The sequence below is a fragment of the Parabacteroides sp. B2-S-102 genome, from assembly GCF_023656665.1.
GTDB lineage: Bacteria > Bacteroidota > Bacteroidia > Bacteroidales > Tannerellaceae > Parabacteroides > Parabacteroides distasonis.
Genome location: NZ_JAMOKM010000001.1, coordinates 111,230 through 128,640, shown reverse-complemented (window position 1 = coordinate 128,640; position 17,411 = coordinate 111,230). Strand labels below are relative to the sequence as shown.

Here is a 17,411-nt window from a genome sequence, read left to right as displayed (position 1 = left end):
TAATTGCAAAATTAGTTTTTACCTCTCGTTTTCGAGTTATGCAGACTATGGACTAATATAGTCATTATCAGGTCATTTATGGACAAATCGTTACCGTTTTTGTCCGGCAGGGAATAGGTAACGATTTAGTAACAAAACTTTGTCTTTTACCGTACTTTTGAAGTCTTGGAAGCAGGACTTTCGGGCAATAAAAAAAGCCACAAATCATTGATTTGTAGCTTTTTGTCCGTTTGCTGACCATTTCTGTCCAGCACGTTCAGCGGAGAGACTGGGATTCGAACCCAGGGAGCGGTTACCCGCTCACCGCATTTCGAGTGCGGCCCGTTCGACCACTCCGGCATCTTTCCTTGTGGTTGACGTGTACAAAAGTACATAAAATATAGTATCGTTATTCTCTTGAAAGGCTAAAATTACTTTATCAAATACAAAAAAGGGCATTCTTCACAGAACGCCCCTCTTTAAAACATATAACTAATACCTCTAAATTACTTGAAATAACGATTATATAAACCTTCAAATCCTTTGCCATGACGTGCCTCGTCTTTGCACATCTCATGTACGGTATCATGGATTGCGTCCAAATTCTGTTGTTTAGCCAATGTAGCGATACGTTTCTTGTCCTCGCATGCGCCAGCCTCAGCTTCCATACGCTTTTTCAAGTTAGTCTTCGTATCCCAAACTACGTCGCCAAGAAGCTCTGCGAACTTAGCAGCGTGCTCAGCCTCTTCCCAAGCGTAACGCTTGAATGCCTCAGCTACCTCAGGATAACCCTCACGGTCTGCTTGACGGCTCATGGCCAAATACATACCAACTTCGGTACATTCTCCCATAAAGTGAGCGTTCAGACCTTCCAAAATCACTGGGTCTACACCTTTAGCAACACCTAGTACATGTTCGTCAACGAATTGTAACGCACCTTCTGTCTCTACTAATTCTTTAAATTTGCTTTTTGGTTGTTTACATTGAGGGCAGAACTCAGGAGCCTCATCACCTTCGTGTACATAACCACATACTGTGCAAATCCATTTCTTTTTCATATATCGCAAAATTTTTATTGGTTGTATGGCACAAAATTAACTAAACTATCCGATACTACCATAATTCATCGATAGATTAATTCTATGTGTTAATCGATAAAAACTATGGAACTTATTTTTGACAGCGATTGTTTACTAAGTAAATATTTATTTATATGGATACATCAAAGATTATTAGTTTATTAGGAGACAAAAGTGATTATTATTTAAATCACGTATGTAAGACTATTGATAAATCGCTGCTTCATCTTCCATCACCCACTTGCGTGGACGATGTGTGGGGCAATTCAGATAGAAACATACAGACTCTCAATAGTCTGCAAACCTTGTTGGGGCACGGAAGATTAGCTAACACCGGATATGTTTCTATCCTCCCGGTAGATCAAGATATCGAGCATACCGCAGGGTCTTCCTTCGCTCCAAACCCCATTTATTTCGATCCGGAGAATATCGTAAAATTAGCGATCGAGGGTGGTTGCAACGCAGTCGCTTCTACGTTCGGCATACTAGGGTCAGTCGCACGAAAATATGCTCATAAGATTCCATTCTTGGTAAAACTAAATCATAATGAGCTTCTTACTTATCCGAATTCTTACAATCAAATCGTATTCGGCACGGTGAAGGAAGCATGGAATATGGGCGCCGTAGCTGTAGGGGCCACGATCTATTTCGGATCAGAGCAAAGCCGACGTCAGCTAGTCGAGATTGCCGACGCATTCGAGTATGCCCATGAACTAGGTATGGCGACCGTATTATGGTGCTATTTACGAAACAGCTCTTTTAAAAAGGATGGCATCGACTATTCCGCGGCAGCCGATTTGACCGGACAGGCTAATCACCTTGGTGTCACGATCAAGGCCGATATCATCAAGCAGAAGCTACCGGAGAACAACGGAGGTTTCACCGCTATCAATTTCGGGAAGATCGATCAAAAGATGTACACAGAGTTAACGACAGAACATCCGATCGACCTCTGCCGTTACCAAGTAGCCAATAATTATATGGGACGTGTCGGGCTTATCAACTCCGGCGGGGAATCTCATGGCGCCTCAGATCTTAAAGACGCTGTCGTCACCGCTGTCATAAACAAACGTGCGGGTGGCATGGGGTTGATTAGCGGAAGAAAGGCGTTCCAACGTCCGATGAAAGACGGCGTGGAGTTACTTCATTCAATTCAAGATATTTATTTGGATAAGGATATTACTATCGCTTAGTTTGTTATTGCGTTGAGAAAAGAAGGCCGTCCATCAAAGCTATATACTTTGGGGACGGCCTTCAAATTTTATTTCTTCAACCACATATCCAACCACTCAAAGAATGTGCGTTGCCATAGAACGCCATTCTGGGGCTTCAATACCCAATGGTTCTCATCCGGATAAATCAGCAACTCGGCCGGTACACCCCGAAGAACCGCAGCGTTAAACGCTGCCATTCCTTGATTAGCCAAGATCCGGTAATCCTTCTCTCCATGGATACAAAGGATAGGCGTATCCCATTTGTCCACGAACTTATGCGGGGAGTTCGCGAATGTACGCTGAGCCGTAGCGTTTTGCTTTTCCCAGTACGCTCCACCCATATCCCAATTGGCGAACCACATCTCTTCCGTTTCCAGATACTGCATTTCCATATTAAAGATACCATCGTGGGCGATAAACGCCTTGAAACGTTTATCATGATGACCTGCCAACCAATATACGGAGAATCCACCGAAGCTGGCGCCTACACAACCCAAGCGATCCTTATTTACATACGGTTCCTTGGCTACCTCGTCAATAGCGGTGAAATAGTCTTTCATGCATTGTCCGCCATAATCGCCGCTGACAGCCTCATTCCATTCCAAGCCAAATCCGGGAAGACCCCGACGGTTCGGTGCCACGATAATATAGTCATTAGCCGCCATGATCTGGAAATTCCAACGGTAAGACCAGAACTGGCTCACAGGGCTTTGCGGGCCACCCTCACAGAACAACAAGGTAGGATACTTCTTATTCGGATCGAACTGAGGCGGATAGATAACCCACGTTAGCATCTGCTTGCCATCCGTCGTCTTCATCCAACGTTCCTCTACCTTACCCATCGTAAGCTGGTCGTAAATATGTTTGTTTTCGAACGTAAGTTGAGTTACCGTATGATCCCCTGTCAAATCGATCGAATAGATCTCGTCTCCCATGCTCATGGAATGACGTTGAGCGATCAGCTTATCGCCCAGAAGAGCGACAGAGGCGTAATCGTACATACCTTCGGTCAGCGGGGTAATCTTATTGCCATTCGCCAAGTCTATCTGATAAACCTGCGACTCGCCATGCCAAACGCCCGTGAAATAGATACGCTTGCAATCAGCGCTCCAGCAATAAGAATCCACGTTGGAGTCAAAATCCTTGCTTACGAATGTTTTCTCACCCGTCTCCAGATTCATTACCATCAAGCGATTTTGATCCGCCTCGTAACCATCCCGTTCCATACTTAGCCAAGCGATACTCTTTCCGTCCGGAGAATAGGTGGGATTCGTATCATATCCCTTGTTCTCTTCCGTTATATTGGTCGTTTGCTTCGTATTCAGATCATATACATAAATATCCGAATTCGTGGAGATCGCATATTCTTTACCCGTCTTTTTGCGGCTGGTATAGGCAATCTTGTCCGAGGTAGTGTTCCAAGCCAATTGCTCGATACCGCCAAACGGCTTCATCGGGCTCTCAAACAACTCGCCCTCCATTACATCCACAGGATTGCTGATCGATTTGCCATCGAAATCGGCGACAAAAGGATGCGGAGCGGTAGTCACCCACTCATCCCAATGCTTGTACATTAAATCCGTAATGATAACACCTGTCGCCTTATCCAAATCCGGATATTTATCAGCGGTACTATTCACGGTTTTCACTTGCGAGATAAACAAGACCTTTTTCTCATCGGGAGAGAAAGCGAAACCCTCGATATCCTTGTCATAATCGGAAAGTCGCTTACGGTCCGTCCCATCCGGATTCATCTCCCAAAGCTGGCTGCTACCACTCTCGTTACATAAGAAAACGATCTTGGTTCCTCCTTTGATCCATACGGCCTCGTTCTCAGCGAATCCGGTTTTCGTGATTTGCTTATTATCCGATCCGTCAGCGTTCATCACGAAGACCTCACGGTTGCTCTTGTTTTCCGGTACACTATAGTACGCCACCGTATACACCACTCTTTTCCCGTCCGGAGATACGTTCATACCGCCGATACGTCCCATGGCCCACAAAGCCTCCGGGGTCATGCGGCCGTCTTTGATCCGGATGTCCGACTTCCCGATAAGGTTCTTATCGCCGGTCTCCTTCACGTTCACATCCGTAGCCGGATTGCAAGCACCTAACAGTAGGGATGTTGCCATAATCATTGTTCCGATAGATTTATTCATGCCGTTATAATATATTACAATTTGAGTGCGAAAGTACTAAATATAATTTATATCTTCGCGTTACTAATTATAAGAACTGAACAGTATGAATAAGATTTGGTTATTTGGAGCCGCTGTATGTATGGTATTAGCACTCGGCTCATGTAAACCTAAACAGAGCGCGTACAAGGCTGCTTACGAACAGGCCAAAGAAAAAGAGTCGACAGCTCCTGTTGAGGTTGTAGAACAAGAGGAAGAAGTTGTTGAGGTCGCTCCTGTCTCAAAACCCAGAACCTCTACGGCTACCACTCGTACGGAAAAAATCAACGCCGCTCAAGGTGAGGACGCCAGCCGTCTGAAACGTTATAGCGTCGTTGTCGGTAGTTTCAAGAACAAGACAAACGCTTACGCATTAAAAGAACGTATGCAGAATGATGGTTACAACGCAGTGTTGGGCGAGAACGAGCAAGGGATGTTGCGTGTGATCGTCGCTAGCTTCGACAATAAAGCGGACGCCGCCGATAGCCGTGACGCCATCAAGGCGAAATACGCTCCTAACTTCCAAGATGCTTGGTTATTGGAGAGAGCTTATTAATTGTAAGCTATCAGAAAAGATAAAAGCGGAAGGTCTCGTTAGCCTGTAAGAAGAATCTTGCAGGTTATCGAGACCATTCTATTTGAAGGAAACATAAGGACATAAAAATAGCCCGACTTCAACAGCCGAGCCACTTTTCACCAATCTAATCTAACTTAACCTAAAACAAAAACCATCTTTTTCTTTTTGCCTTTCTCTTCTTATATCCTAACAACCTTTTTACCTTAAAAACGTAATACCTATTCGAAATTGTATAAACTCAAAACATCTAAACACATATGATATAAACGAATTACTCTTCATAAACCGGCCACGCACCTTCTTTCGTACAAACGAAAGCCGCTGTCTTTACAGCGAAATGATGGGCCTCGCTTAAGGACTTCCCCTTTAAGAGCGAAATGATTAGAGCCCCCGAAAAAGCATCCCCCGCCCCGACCGTATCCGCCACCGTGACCTCCGGCGTGGGCAACGTAGAGATCTCCTCTCTCGTATAAATCGTACTATGGGAGCTCCCCGCAGTCAAGACAAACATCCGAAGGCCGTATTTCTCAATAAACCATAAAGCCACTTCCCTCTCAGTTCCATTCAAGCCGAATAAGTCCCGAAGAACGTTAAACTCCTCATCATTCACCTTCAACACATTCGCTAAGTACAAAGACTCCTCGATCAACTCCTTATCATAGTATCGCTGGCGAAGATTGATATCCAGCAAACGATAAGCGTCTTTCGGCGCAAACGACGAGATCGCTTGTATCGTCTCCCGGGACTGACGGGAACGCTGGGCTAATGTACCGAAACAAATAGCGTCCGCTTTCTCCGCCAAATCAATCGCATCGGATGTAGGCGATATATGATCCCAAGCCACTCGCTCATGAATCGTATAAGTAGGGATACCTTCTCGTAACTCTACCTGAACGGTTCCCGTCGGGTAAGGCACTTTCTCGATCAAATGCTGGATATGATTCTTATCCAACTCATCAACGATCTCTTTACCCAACTCATCATCTCCGACAGCGCTGATAGCATATCCCTCAGCACCTAGGCAAGACGCATGATAGACAAAATTAATCGGGGCCCCCCCAGCCTTTTTCCCGGAAGGAAGCATATCCCATAATAATTCTCCAATCCCAACGACAATTGGTTTACGTCTTGATTCAGTCACCTGTTCCATGGTCTTTCTATTAAAAACAACTTTCGTACTTATCGACACCGCAAAAGTATATCATCGTTATAAATACAACGATAACTATAGCTACAAGATAAATCACACAAGTTACATAAAAGATTTATTTTCAAGGGACAATAACAGACGTTACCCGTATGTAACATCTGTACAAGCAGCATCCTTACAAAGACTCTATAAACTCGGTTGGCGTTATATTATAAACCGCTTTAAAGCATTTGGAGAAATAGGCCGGCGAGCCGAATCCCGTGGCATAAGCAACCTCGCTAATCGTTCCGGATCGCTGCTTCAATAGGGCGGATGCCTTTTTCAAACGATAGTTACGCAAAAAGTCCGTAGGGGTAATCCCGGACAACTCCTTCACCTTTCGATATAAATGCACACGAGACAGGCCCAGTTTCTCACTGCCTTTCTCTATACTGAAATCGGGATCGCTATAATTCTCCTCTATCAAAGCGATAAACTTACGCATAAACAAATCATCCAGACTCTCTACCTTCCCTTTTGTCTCGATGGAAAGTCCCGCAGGCGATTGAGACTCTTTCAAGAAAACCTCTCGCAAACGATTACGTTCTTCCAACAATTTAATGATACGTAATTTCACGATCTCGATATTGAACGGTTTCTGGATATATTCATCCGCTCCCCCCTCAAATCCATACAAGCGTTGACTGTCATCCGAAAGAGCCGTAAGCAAGATTACCGGGATATGACTGAGGGCCATATCCGACTTAACCCGGCGGCAAAGCTCGAAGCCATTCATCTCCGGCATCATCACGTCACTGACGACCAGTGATACATTTTCCTTCAATAGAATATCCAAGGCCTTGGCACCATTCTCCGCTACAAGTACATTAAAATTCCCGGACAACTCATGCTGTAAATAAGCGCGAATATCCCAATCATCCTCAACGATCAAGATCATATAATCATATTTCTTATTCAACGTTTCTTGAACTTGGGATATATCCAAATGCGCTACACCAGAGGACGATTCTGTCGCATTCGACAGAAAGACACAAGATTCATCAAAATGAGATTTACCTTTCGGGATCTGAACGGTAAACACTGTCCGTTCGCCTTGCTCGCTTTCCACGTGGATCGAGCCTTTATGCATAAGGACAAATTCCCGTGTCAGATGCAGTCCGATACCCGTTCCCGGAGCATAGCTTTGCCCGCTTGTAAAAAAGCGCTCGAATACGGAGGCTAGGTTTTCCGGGGGAATACCCTCTCCATTATCTTCCACCGATAAGACAACCTCCGTCTCCTCCTCCCGCAAACGAATCGTAATCTTCCCCTGCTCCGGGGTAAACTTAAAAGCGTTCGAAAGCAAGTTCGTTAATATCTTCTCCATTTTGTCCGTATCCACCCAAACAAAAAGAGAATTCATTTCATGCAGGAAGGTATAATCAATTCGCTTACTCTGGGCCAGAGTATTAAAATAAGATTTCACCTCTTGGATTAAAAAGACCAAATCCATCTTAGTAACCCGCAATCCCATCTTATTATTCTCTATCTTCCGGAAATCCAGCAATTGGTCGATCACACGTTTCAAGCGTTCCGCATTCTTCTTAACGATGCGGATATCATCCGCGAAAGCGCCTGCCGGGGCATCTTGCGCCATCTTGTTCAGAGGCCCTAGAATCAAGGTCAAAGGAGTCTTTATCTCGTGAGATACATTCGTAAAGAACTGCAATTTCTGTGTCGTGACTTGCTCGATACGCTGGTTCGCTACCGAGAGTTCCTCTTTCTGTTGTTGTACCAAACGATTTCTCTCATTCAACAAATGATTCTTCTGGCGCACTTTACGATTAATATAAACCGTGTAAATAGCGGAACCACCCAACAAAAGCGCCAATATCAAGATAATAATCAAGGAACTATAAAGAAAGTTATATTTCGAGAGCAATTGCGACAAATTCGCACGCTGTTTCTCGATCTGGCGTTGATATTCTACCAACCGGTCTGATTGTAAATAAAGGGTACCGGCGTTGGTCTTATCGATCATAGCGGTGCTTAACGCATACTTTTTCGTATAAGCTTGTCCGCTTAAGATCTGCCATGCTACCTTAATAGCCACCCCACCACCTGTCGGATAATAAAAAGAGGCATCCAACTTACCCTGCGCAACCGCCTCCACGCCCAAGCCTCCTCCCAAGAGTCCATCCACGCCTATAAATTCCACGTGCCCCACCAGCGACGAATCTCGCTCCTCAATCGCCTCACGGGCCCCTAAGGCCATCATATCATTATGAGCGAAAACGATATCGACATCCTCTATGGAATCCAGCTTCAAGACTTCCTCATAGGCATTCTCCTTATACCAATACCCATCCAACTCCCGGATCTTCACATTCGGATCAATAGACATCGCATCGACAAAACCTTGATGTCTTTCTGTAGCGGAGGAAGAGCCTCTTCGTCCCCATATCTCTAAAATCGTTGTCTCCCCCTTGATCAAGGAGCTGATGTACATTCCGATCGAACGACCGATCTCGTAATTATCCGCTCCAATATACGTCGTATATTCATCGCTATTAATTTTCCGGTCCAATATGATAGTGGGAATACCAGCCCTGTACGCCTCAACAGCGACAGGCGTAACAGGCTCGGTCTCATTCGACGATATAATCAGCAAATCCACCTTTTTCTTGATAAAACCTTTTATCTGGCTGATCTGAGTATCATTATCCTGACTAGCATCCATTACGACCAACTCGATCTCCGGATGATTTAAAGCCTCTACTTCCATATCACGTATCATGGATTGACGCCAAATATCCGTCATCGAGCATTGAGATACACCGATGACATATTTCTTTTCTTTTTTACCGGGCGAACAGGCAAAGCAAAGAATAAGGAATAGCCAAAGCAGGATATAAAGCGGGTTTCCTTTCATGTGGTATATTTAATTCGATCGTTTATTCTACAAATATACGAAAACTATTCCGAAATTACCCCCAAACAAGTCAAGGTATCTTTTAACAACGGGGTAAATCTATGGATACCGATTTCATTCAAATGATCAGCGTCCCTATAGCAAGAATCAGGTAACGGTACAGCCGTATAATTCAAATAAAAGACCGTTTTATCATCCACGTATTCCCGAGCCAAAGAATCCGTCAATTCTCGATAACTCGAAGGAACCCGTTCCATATATTCCGTGGAAACAGGGGCATTGTACAAAATAAGAGACAGATCCCGCTTCTTACATTCCTCTACGATTCGCCCCAACATCTCTTGTTGAAATGAGGATGGCAATAAATAAGCACCCTTATCATCATAGTAATGACGATCGATAATAACGTCTAGTGTTCCCCCGGTCGCCCCCGTGAAAATACGCTCGATCACATTCCTTTTAATCTCAGCTACGCAATTCTTGAACGGAACGCCAAACTCATACGAATACATGACCTCCTTACGGGTTACCGGCGAAACAGCCTCCTGTACCAAAAGTCGCAAATCCTCCCGCTCCTTTAGATGGGGATAAATAGACATATAGGCAGGAAACTCATCTTGATAGGAATCATCGGCCACGGTAAACGTGTGGTAACCAAACCCCAATATCACGGTTTTCAAATGGGGAAGGTAAGGCGCTTTCAAGCATAAATCGATATAGGTATTGAAATAATTCTCACTGGATTTAGCGTCATTCCTCGATTTCCCCAGCATATCGGCGGATATCGAATGTAAAGGATGGGAATCGCCCAAAATCAATACCTCCACTTCCGGATCACTTTTGAGGCTGGGTACGCTTATATGAAAATAAGAGCGGATCAGCAGGCAACTAAGCAACCCTAAACATCCTACCACCCCTAAATACCAGAATATAGCAATAAAGAACCTTCTCATACTTATCAGAATTGAAAATAAATGAAACCTTGTGGATTACTGGCGTCGAAACCATAGATGATAATCAGCAATACCGTATAGATAACATACCGAACCGGAAGGCTCAGGTCCTCTATCATCAACCCATGCGCCTGTTTTCGGCCGATCCATTCCACGACGAACATAAGAGCCGTGAAAAAGAAACATTTCTTCAGCAGGAGTTGCCCGAATCCCAAGCCCACAAGCTGAGGAGCCGAGAATAACGAGACATTGAACATCCGCTCGAGATACACAGCCGCTTGGGATATATCTTCCGACCGGAACAGAATCCATCCCAATAAGACCAGCAAAAACGTAGCTCCCATCTGTGTCAATTCCTTCACAGAGGGGAGGAAACTGTTTTCCGCCACGGAATCTCTATACCTCCTATTTTGACCCAACAATAACAATGGCAGAAACAACAATGCATGATACGCTCCCCATGCCACAAACGTCCAGTTAGCCCCGTGCCAGAACCCACTTACCAAGAAAATAACAAGGGTATTCCGGAAGCTCTTCCATTTCCCTGCCCGGCTTCCCCCTAGGGGTATATAGATATAATCCCGGAACCAAGTCGTCAAAGAGATATGCCAACGCCGCCAAAACTCCGCTATATCCCGGGAGAAATAAGGATACTTAAAGTTCTGCATAAGGTCTATGCCAAACAACCGGGCACAGCCGATCGCTATATCCGAATATCCGGAAAAATCCCCGTAAATCTGTATCGTAAAGAAGAAAGCCCCCAGAAACAAGGTACTCCCATCCAACGTCTGGTAATTCTCAAACACACCGTTCACGAACAAAGCGCAGTTATCGGCAACCACCACTTTCTTGAAAAATCCCCAAAGCATCTGGCGTATACCATCCAACGCCAGATCACAATCGAAATTACGAGGCCGGAGAAACTGAGGTAACAAATGGGTAGCCCGTTCTATCGGGCCCGCCACTAATTGGGGGAAGAAACTGATATAAGCGAAGAATGCCACGATATCATGAGTCGCCTTGATTTTACCTTGGTAAACATCAATCGTATAGCTCAAAGCCTGAAACGTATAAAAACTGATCCCGACAGGGAGCAAGATATTCAACGTCACGTAATCGGCATCCCAGCCCAATAGGTGAAGGACATTTACCAAATTCTCGGTAAAAAAATCAAAGTACTTAAATACGCCCAAGATCGAAAGGTTCAGTAAAATATTACCGGCACTTATCCACTTTTGGACCAACCGGTTGCCAGCGCATTTCTCCAAATAGACTCCACTCAAGTAACTGCATAACGACGTAAACAGGATCAGCAGCAAAAAGCGCCAGTCCCACCATCCGTAGAACAGGTAACTAACAGCTACCACAAATAGATTTTGCCACCGCAAAGACTTGAAAACAAACCAGTAACCAAAGAAAACCAATGGCAGGAATATAAGGAACTCTATGGAATTAAATAACATAAATATTTAATTTTCAGACTCAAGAATATGTATCATCAAGGCGCAAAGATAAGGAATATCAAGCATTGACCAATAAATATTTCGTATATTCGTAGCTCAGAAATACAATAAGATACAGAGATGAAGATAATCAACGAACAATTACTCGACGAGACCCAGGCCAAAGCCTTGCAGTCTCCCCGCCTGCGAATGAACTATAATTTCCATGAGAAATTGGATGATCCGATCAATCGGTTACTGAATGCCATGGAGCCCGGTACGTATTTGCGTCCGCACCGGCATTTAAATCCGGCGAAAGACGAGATATTCTTGCTGCTGCGTGGGAAGGTAGCGGTATTCTTGTTTGACGAGGAAGGGAATATCACGGAGAAAACGATACTGAATCCAAAGGAAGGCGCTTATGGAGCGGAGATCAAGGCAGGGATATGGCACGGGCTTCTGGTACTGGAATCCGGATCGGTTATTTATGAGATAAAGCAAGGGCCGTTCGCGCCGCTAGCACCGGAGAACCTAGCGCCTTGGAGCCCCGAGGCGGAAGATACGGAGGGAGTAAAGAAGTATCTGGAATGGCTCGAGAGCCAAATATGATTGATGATACTTTTAGTATAACAAGCTAGCGATCAGCCTCGTATAACAAGAGCTATCCGAGGGTTTTAACAATGCCCATTCTAAAGTGTTTACGATGCCCATTATAAGGAGCTTACAATGGGCATCGTTACCTCCTTATAATAGGCATTGTTATTATTTCTGGAAAACCTTCGTCGATTTAATCATCACGTCGTGTAAAGGACGATCGTTCTTATCCGTCTTTACCACGGAGATCTTCTCTACGATATCGAAGCCTTCCACTACCTCGCCAAAGATCGTTACCGAGCCATCCAGATGCGGAACGCCACCGATCGTCTTATAAATCTCACGCCGTTCGGCCGGGATCACTACCGGGCCTAATACCGCCAACGTATCTTCCACCAAGATGGACGCACGGGCATGTAACTCATTCTCCAAGGAATCGGCGGCCAAGGAAGGATCTTGCTTTTTCAGCTCATCCCGGAATTTATAGTACAACCAGTTGCGGCGGATCTCGTTGATACGAGCCTCTTTCTCCGCAAGCTCCTTGTCGTCCAAGACTTTCCCTTGCACAAAACAGAACTGCGTACCGGCGGAAGCACGTTCCGGATTCACGGCATCGATCTCTTTCGCGTCGATCAAAGCGCCTTTCTTATTAAAATGATTAGGTAATATCTCAGCGGGAACGGTATAACCACCATCGCCATCCCCATACAAGGCACCCGGCTCATGCGCTTTACTCTCCGGATCACCACCTTGCACGACAAACTCCTTGATAACACGGTGGAAAAGCATACCCTCATACTCGTTCGACTGACAGAGCTTGATGAAGTTATCCCGGTGAAGAGGCGTGTCGTCGTATAGCAGGACGGTGACGTCTCCCATCGTCGTCTTGATTTTCACATATACGGGTTTATTCGGGTCCAAAGGCTTATCCCCACAAGCTACCAACGTGAGCAAGAGCAGGAACAGCGAGAAAATTTGTCGTTTCATACCTGTTTTATTTATCGGATTAAGTAGTTACAAAGCCCGTTATTCCTCCGCATAGATCAACATCTGGCAATTCTTGCAGTCGAAGCACAAACGCAAGAGCGTTTCCTTATAGCGCAGGAAGTAAGGCTCCTTATAGGGAGACTTCTGCTTCTGGTAAGTAGGGCACCATCCCATACTGTACCGCAGGCAATGTTTCGTGAACATCAAAGGGACATCCTTCCGGGGAGACAACTCGAAAGCGTCTTCCACGGCAGTCACGCCATGCGCCTTATAAAAGGCACCAGCCTTGCTATTGGATACATTCCCTAAATAGGTCAGACACTTCTCGGGGAAAGGGGCTTCCGGAGTCTCGCCTACACACGGCTTAAACGGACGAGCCTCTTCCCTGCGGTAACGAATCCGCCGGGTAGAGATAAGCCTCTCCACCCCTAGCCTACGCATCTCGGCCAATAAAGAAGAAGGGACAAACCAGTTATCGGACATCGCCACGGCAACTTCCTCCGCCTCGAAAGGCGTGTTCCCCAACTTAGAGAGCTGGGTACGGATATTCTCCGCCTGCTCCCTCCGGGCCGGTTCTTTCTCGAACGGCTTGGTGAGCATGATACGGGCTCCTGTCTCGTCCGCCATACTTAACGTGAAGCCAAAGGCGTTATCTTGAAATTCCATCCGGACAGAGAGTTTCCGCTCGGCGGATGGCTTGGATAGCAGTTTATCAAACTCTTGATCGAAATTCCGGTACAAAGGCATCTTCGGACGGATCGCCGGGCGATCCAGCGTAAAGATTCGGTTCGCCTCCACACGGTTTACCCGGAAACCCTCCAACTCCCCTTTCTCGTTGAAGAAGGTAAGCCCGTCTCCGTTATTCAATTGTTTCAGTCCGGCGATCGTGAAAGAGTTTCCTTTCAGTTCCTTCACCGTACCCACCGGTTCACCCAAGGACTTAGGCGTATCAAAGCTGGTGATATCCTTCGTGCGCTCCTTCCATAAGAAAGGCGTGAAACCCCGGTTGAAGCTTTTCTCCGCCACAGGCTGGAATGTGTAAGTGCTATGCCCGGCCGAGGCACGACGGTATTCCGGCCGACGAGCCAAGATAGCGTCCAGTTTCTTCCGATACCAAGCCGTTACGTTTTTCACGTAAGATACATCCTTCAAACGACCCTCGATCTTCAAGGAAGAGACACCGGCATCCAACAGCTCCTCTAAGTATTCCCCTCGGTTCATATCTTTCAAGGATAGGAGATGTTTACCCGATACGATCTCCTTCCCATCCGCATCGATCAAGCTATAAGGCAGGCGGCAATACTGGGCGCATTCCCCCCGGTTGGCGCTTCGTCCGCTCAAGGCGGCGCTCAGGTAACACTGGCCGCTATAGCTTACGCACAGCGCCCCGTGCACGAAGACCTCCAGAGGCACGGTCGTTCGCTCGGCGATCTCCCGTATCTGGTTCAGTGATAGCTCTCTCGCCAATACGACTTGCGTGAAACCTGCCTCTTGCAGGAATCTCACCTTCTCCGGCGTACGGTTATCCGTTTGCGTACTGGCGTGCAAGGGGATGGGCGGAAGGTTCAACTGGGTGATACCCATGTCTTGAACGATCAAGGCATCTGCCCCGGCCTCGTAAAGCTGCCAGATCATTTGCTCGGCCTCTGCCAGCTCCTCTTCTTTCAAGATAGTGTTCAAGGCCACGTAAATACGAGCCGAATAGAGATGGGCGTAATCGCAAAGCTGCCGTATATCGTCCAGCGTATTACCGGCAGCGGCACGGGCTCCGAACTTCGGGGCACCGATATACACGGCATCGGCACCATGGTTAATCGCCTCCCTGCCGCAAATCAGATCCTTAGCGGGAGATAACAGTTCTATCGAACGGGGTTCTTTTCTCATTTACAAGCTTCCTAGTTTTTTAATATCTTCCCGGCGGAACGGGGTCTCTTGGTATACGTAGTAGTTCAGCCAATTGGTGAACAGCAGGTTCGCGTGCCCCCGCCAACGTACCACCGGACCTTGCGCCGGATCGTTATTCCGGTAATAATTACGAGGCTTGTTGATGGGCAATCCCTTCCCCAAATCACGCATATACTCATCATTCAGCGTATAGGGCGAATACTCGGAATGGCCGGTGATGAAGAATTCCCGTCCGCCACGAGCCATCGCCATATAGACGCCGGATTCCTCGCTCTCGGACAATAAGGTGAGCTCGGGCACCTTCATGATATCCTCCCGGCGAATCTCGGTATGACGGCTATGAGGCACGAAGAACTCGTCATCGAACCCCCGGAAGATCGGAACAAACGGTTCCCGGAGCGAATGACGGAAGACACCGAACATCTTGGCCGGCAAATCATATTTAGGCACCCCATAGAAATGGTATAGCCCCGCTTGCGCCGCCCAGCAGATATAGAGCGTGGAGGTAACGTGCGTACGGGCCCAATCGAATATCTGCGTGATCTCCTCCCAATAACTAACTTCCTCGAAAGGCATCTGCTCCACGGGAGCGCCCGTCACGATCATCCCGTCGTAGAAATCATCCGCCATCTCATCGAAATCCTTATAAAATTCTTGCATATGCTCGATGGGCGTATTCTTCGGCGTATGTCCCTTGATCTTCATGAAATCAAGTTCCACTTGCAGGGGTGTATTACTGAGGAGGCGAACCAAGTCCGTCTCGGTCGTTATCTTAAGGGGCATCAAATTCAATACGACTACCCGAAGGGGGCGGATATCCTGCTCCGACGCACGCAAGGAATCCATCACGAAGATATGTTCCTTCTTCAGCAGCTCGATAGCCGGTAAGTTCTTTTGTAAATTTAATGGCATTTTCTATCTCTGATTTTATATGAGCGCAAAGATAATGAGAATTTTCTCATTATCGCTTATACTTCGCCACCATGATCACCGGGTTATCCTCCTCATGCATACCCGCGGCGATCTCCTTTAGCTTGCCTTTGAGGTGTCCTTCTTGATAGGCCTCGACAAGTTCGGGGGTATTTATCCGCCACGTGAAGGCGATCTCGTCGTTATTGAAGACCGTGAGGTCGAAAATCTCGTCCACGAGGTTGGCGATCGGTACCTCTTTCGTGAAATCATCGTTATACAGGACATACTCAGATACTTCCTTTGTTTCCCTGTCGTACACCAAATCGGTTCTCATCAACCGATAGTAGGTATCCATCATCGCCAAGTTCAACTCTTTCTTTACGGTCTGCATAAAACAATAACGATCCGTAACCACACCCGGGAAAAGAAAGATCTCCGGGCTCATGGATTGAATAGAGGGAGTCCTTACGATAAAAGGCTTTAATCCCTCGGCGGACGAGTAGGTGTAGACCGTATCGCAAGATGGCTCCGTAAGTAGCCAACGATCCTCGTAAGGGACGATACAAGGGTTATTAACCATACCTATGCCCTTTTCGTCGAACAATACTTGCGACACCTTTTTCTCAAAAGGGACTTTTATTTCTTCTACCACACTCCCATCTTGCTTGGATACTATCAGGAATATATTCCTAGGCTCAAGATCCTGATAAGCCCCATTGAAATTACGCCCACTACTAGCATCTTGGCAGATGAAGTGATCCCTGTCAAAATTGAAGATCGCTTTATAATAAACCCATGATTTCGTATCCTCGTCTTCTCCTTCCTTGAACGTGAAGCTTCGCTTGAAATTCCCAAACAAGTCATAAGTCATTATCTTTCTTTGCCGCAGATTACCAACAAACAGTTCTCCTTTCTCATCGTCCAGATAGATGCCATTCGTTGCGGCATACTCCTCGTTCCCCTGCCCTTTCCGATTGATATGCCGAATAGCCTTACCTTTCCGGTCGTAAATAAAAATGTCACCATCGGCAGCAAACATATTCCGTATGATCATCACATCCTTCCCGATCGCTTGCAACCAGCCTAGCGTCACGAACTCGTCCGTAGTCTCCAACGGAATATATTCCACGTCAAAAAGATCTTGCAAGATCAGTTCCTTTTTGGGATAATCCTTCGATACGTCCACCACGATAAGATCCTCTTTCTCTTGGGTAGAAGAGGTACCGCAACCAACCATACCTCCCGTTAATAAAAACATTCCCGCCGCTATCAAGCTCTGTCTCATAATAGTCTTTTCTTTTAGTTTAAATTTAAGGATAAAGGCAAATAACATTCACCTTGCGCAATATAGGGAATTTTTAATGGCTACGCAAAGATTTGTTCGAAAAACTCGTAAATATCTCATTATTTAATGGTTATTATAAATAAGAAAACCAATGGACTCCATCCTATAACTCAATGGGATCTTGTTCGTATTCCATTGAGTTATAGGATGGAGTCCATTGGTTTATAGATTGATATCCATATATCT

At 46.0% G+C, this 17,411-nt stretch carries 13 protein-coding genes and 1 tRNA gene; 3 read left to right on the top strand and 11 right to left on the bottom strand.

Annotated elements, in window-relative coordinates:
• Positions 1-260: 260 nt before the first annotated feature.
• A tRNA-Ser gene (locus tag NBH07_RS00500) sits at positions 261-347 on the bottom strand.
• Between the two features lie 138 nt (positions 348-485).
• Positions 486-1,037 carry an NADH peroxidase gene (locus NBH07_RS00495; RefSeq protein WP_005856013.1) on the bottom strand — a complete coding sequence of 184 codons (552 nt, stop codon included), beginning with the start codon at positions 1,035-1,037 and terminating at the stop codon, positions 486-488.
• Between the two features lie 155 nt (positions 1,038-1,192).
• Between NBH07_RS00495 and NBH07_RS00490 the strand changes: the two genes are divergently transcribed.
• The gene (locus NBH07_RS00490; RefSeq protein ID WP_005856012.1) at positions 1,193-2,251 is read left to right on the top strand and encodes a class I fructose-bisphosphate aldolase; all 1,059 of its coding nucleotides are present in this window, start codon (positions 1,193-1,195) and stop codon (positions 2,249-2,251) included.
• Positions 2,252-2,319: 68 nt separating this feature from the next.
• Here the strand turns inward: NBH07_RS00490 and dpp5 are convergent, their stop codons facing one another.
• Positions 2,320-4,431: a dipeptidyl-peptidase Dpp5 gene (gene dpp5, locus NBH07_RS00485; RefSeq protein ID WP_009017827.1), complete on the bottom strand. Its 2,112-nt coding sequence runs from the start codon at positions 4,429-4,431 to the stop codon at positions 2,320-2,322.
• 85 nt (positions 4,432-4,516) lie between these two features.
• Between dpp5 and NBH07_RS00480 the strand changes: the two genes are divergently transcribed.
• A complete protein-coding gene (locus NBH07_RS00480) occupies positions 4,517-5,005 on the top strand; it encodes an SPOR domain-containing protein (RefSeq protein ID WP_005856008.1) in 489 nt (162 codons plus the stop codon).
• A 292-nt stretch (positions 5,006-5,297) separates the two neighbouring features.
• On the opposite strand, the gene NBH07_RS00475 is transcribed toward NBH07_RS00480, so the two are convergent.
• The 4 genes from NBH07_RS00475 to NBH07_RS00460 all read right to left on the bottom strand — a co-directional run bounded on the left by NBH07_RS00475 (position 5,298) and on the right by NBH07_RS00460 (position 11,503).
• Complete coding sequence (locus NBH07_RS00475) at positions 5,298-6,176, bottom strand: carbohydrate kinase family protein (RefSeq protein WP_005856006.1); 879 nt, start codon at positions 6,174-6,176, stop codon at positions 5,298-5,300.
• A 175-nt stretch (positions 6,177-6,351) separates the two neighbouring features.
• Positions 6,352-9,087: a hybrid sensor histidine kinase/response regulator transcription factor gene (locus NBH07_RS00470; protein WP_057318832.1), complete on the bottom strand. Its 2,736-nt coding sequence runs from the start codon at positions 9,085-9,087 to the stop codon at positions 6,352-6,354.
• A gap of 44 nt (positions 9,088-9,131) precedes the next feature.
• On the bottom strand, positions 9,132-10,040 hold the full coding sequence (locus NBH07_RS00465) for a hypothetical protein (protein ID WP_009017825.1): 909 nt from the start codon (positions 10,038-10,040) through the stop codon (positions 9,132-9,134).
• Positions 10,041-10,045: 5 nt separating this feature from the next.
• Positions 10,046-11,503, bottom strand: a complete 1,458-nt coding sequence (locus NBH07_RS00460) for an MBOAT family O-acyltransferase (RefSeq protein WP_008771812.1) — start codon at positions 11,501-11,503, stop codon at positions 10,046-10,048.
• Positions 11,504-11,623: 120 nt separating this feature from the next.
• Between NBH07_RS00460 and NBH07_RS00455 the strand changes: the two genes are divergently transcribed.
• Entirely contained in the window at positions 11,624-12,091 is a 468-nt protein-coding gene (locus tag NBH07_RS00455) for a WbuC family cupin fold metalloprotein (protein WP_009017824.1), read from the top strand.
• Between the two features lie 153 nt (positions 12,092-12,244).
• On the opposite strand, the gene NBH07_RS00450 is transcribed toward NBH07_RS00455, so the two are convergent.
• The 4 genes from NBH07_RS00450 to NBH07_RS00435 are packed head-to-tail and all read right to left on the bottom strand — an operon-like array spanning position 12,245 to position 17,165.
• A complete protein-coding gene (locus NBH07_RS00450; protein WP_005855996.1) occupies positions 12,245-13,063 on the bottom strand; it encodes a peptidylprolyl isomerase in 819 nt (272 codons plus the stop codon).
• Between the two features lie 39 nt (positions 13,064-13,102).
• Entirely contained in the window at positions 13,103-14,947 is a 1,845-nt protein-coding gene (locus NBH07_RS00445) for a peptidase U32 family protein (protein ID WP_156682640.1), read from the bottom strand.
• Entirely contained in the window at positions 14,948-15,880 is a 933-nt protein-coding gene (metA, locus tag NBH07_RS00440; protein ID WP_005855991.1) for a homoserine O-acetyltransferase MetA, read from the bottom strand.
• Between the two features lie 49 nt (positions 15,881-15,929).
• Positions 15,930-17,165, bottom strand: a complete 1,236-nt coding sequence (locus NBH07_RS00435) for a DUF4934 domain-containing protein (protein WP_009017822.1) — start codon at positions 17,163-17,165, stop codon at positions 15,930-15,932.
• Positions 17,166-17,411: the final 246 nt, after the last annotated feature.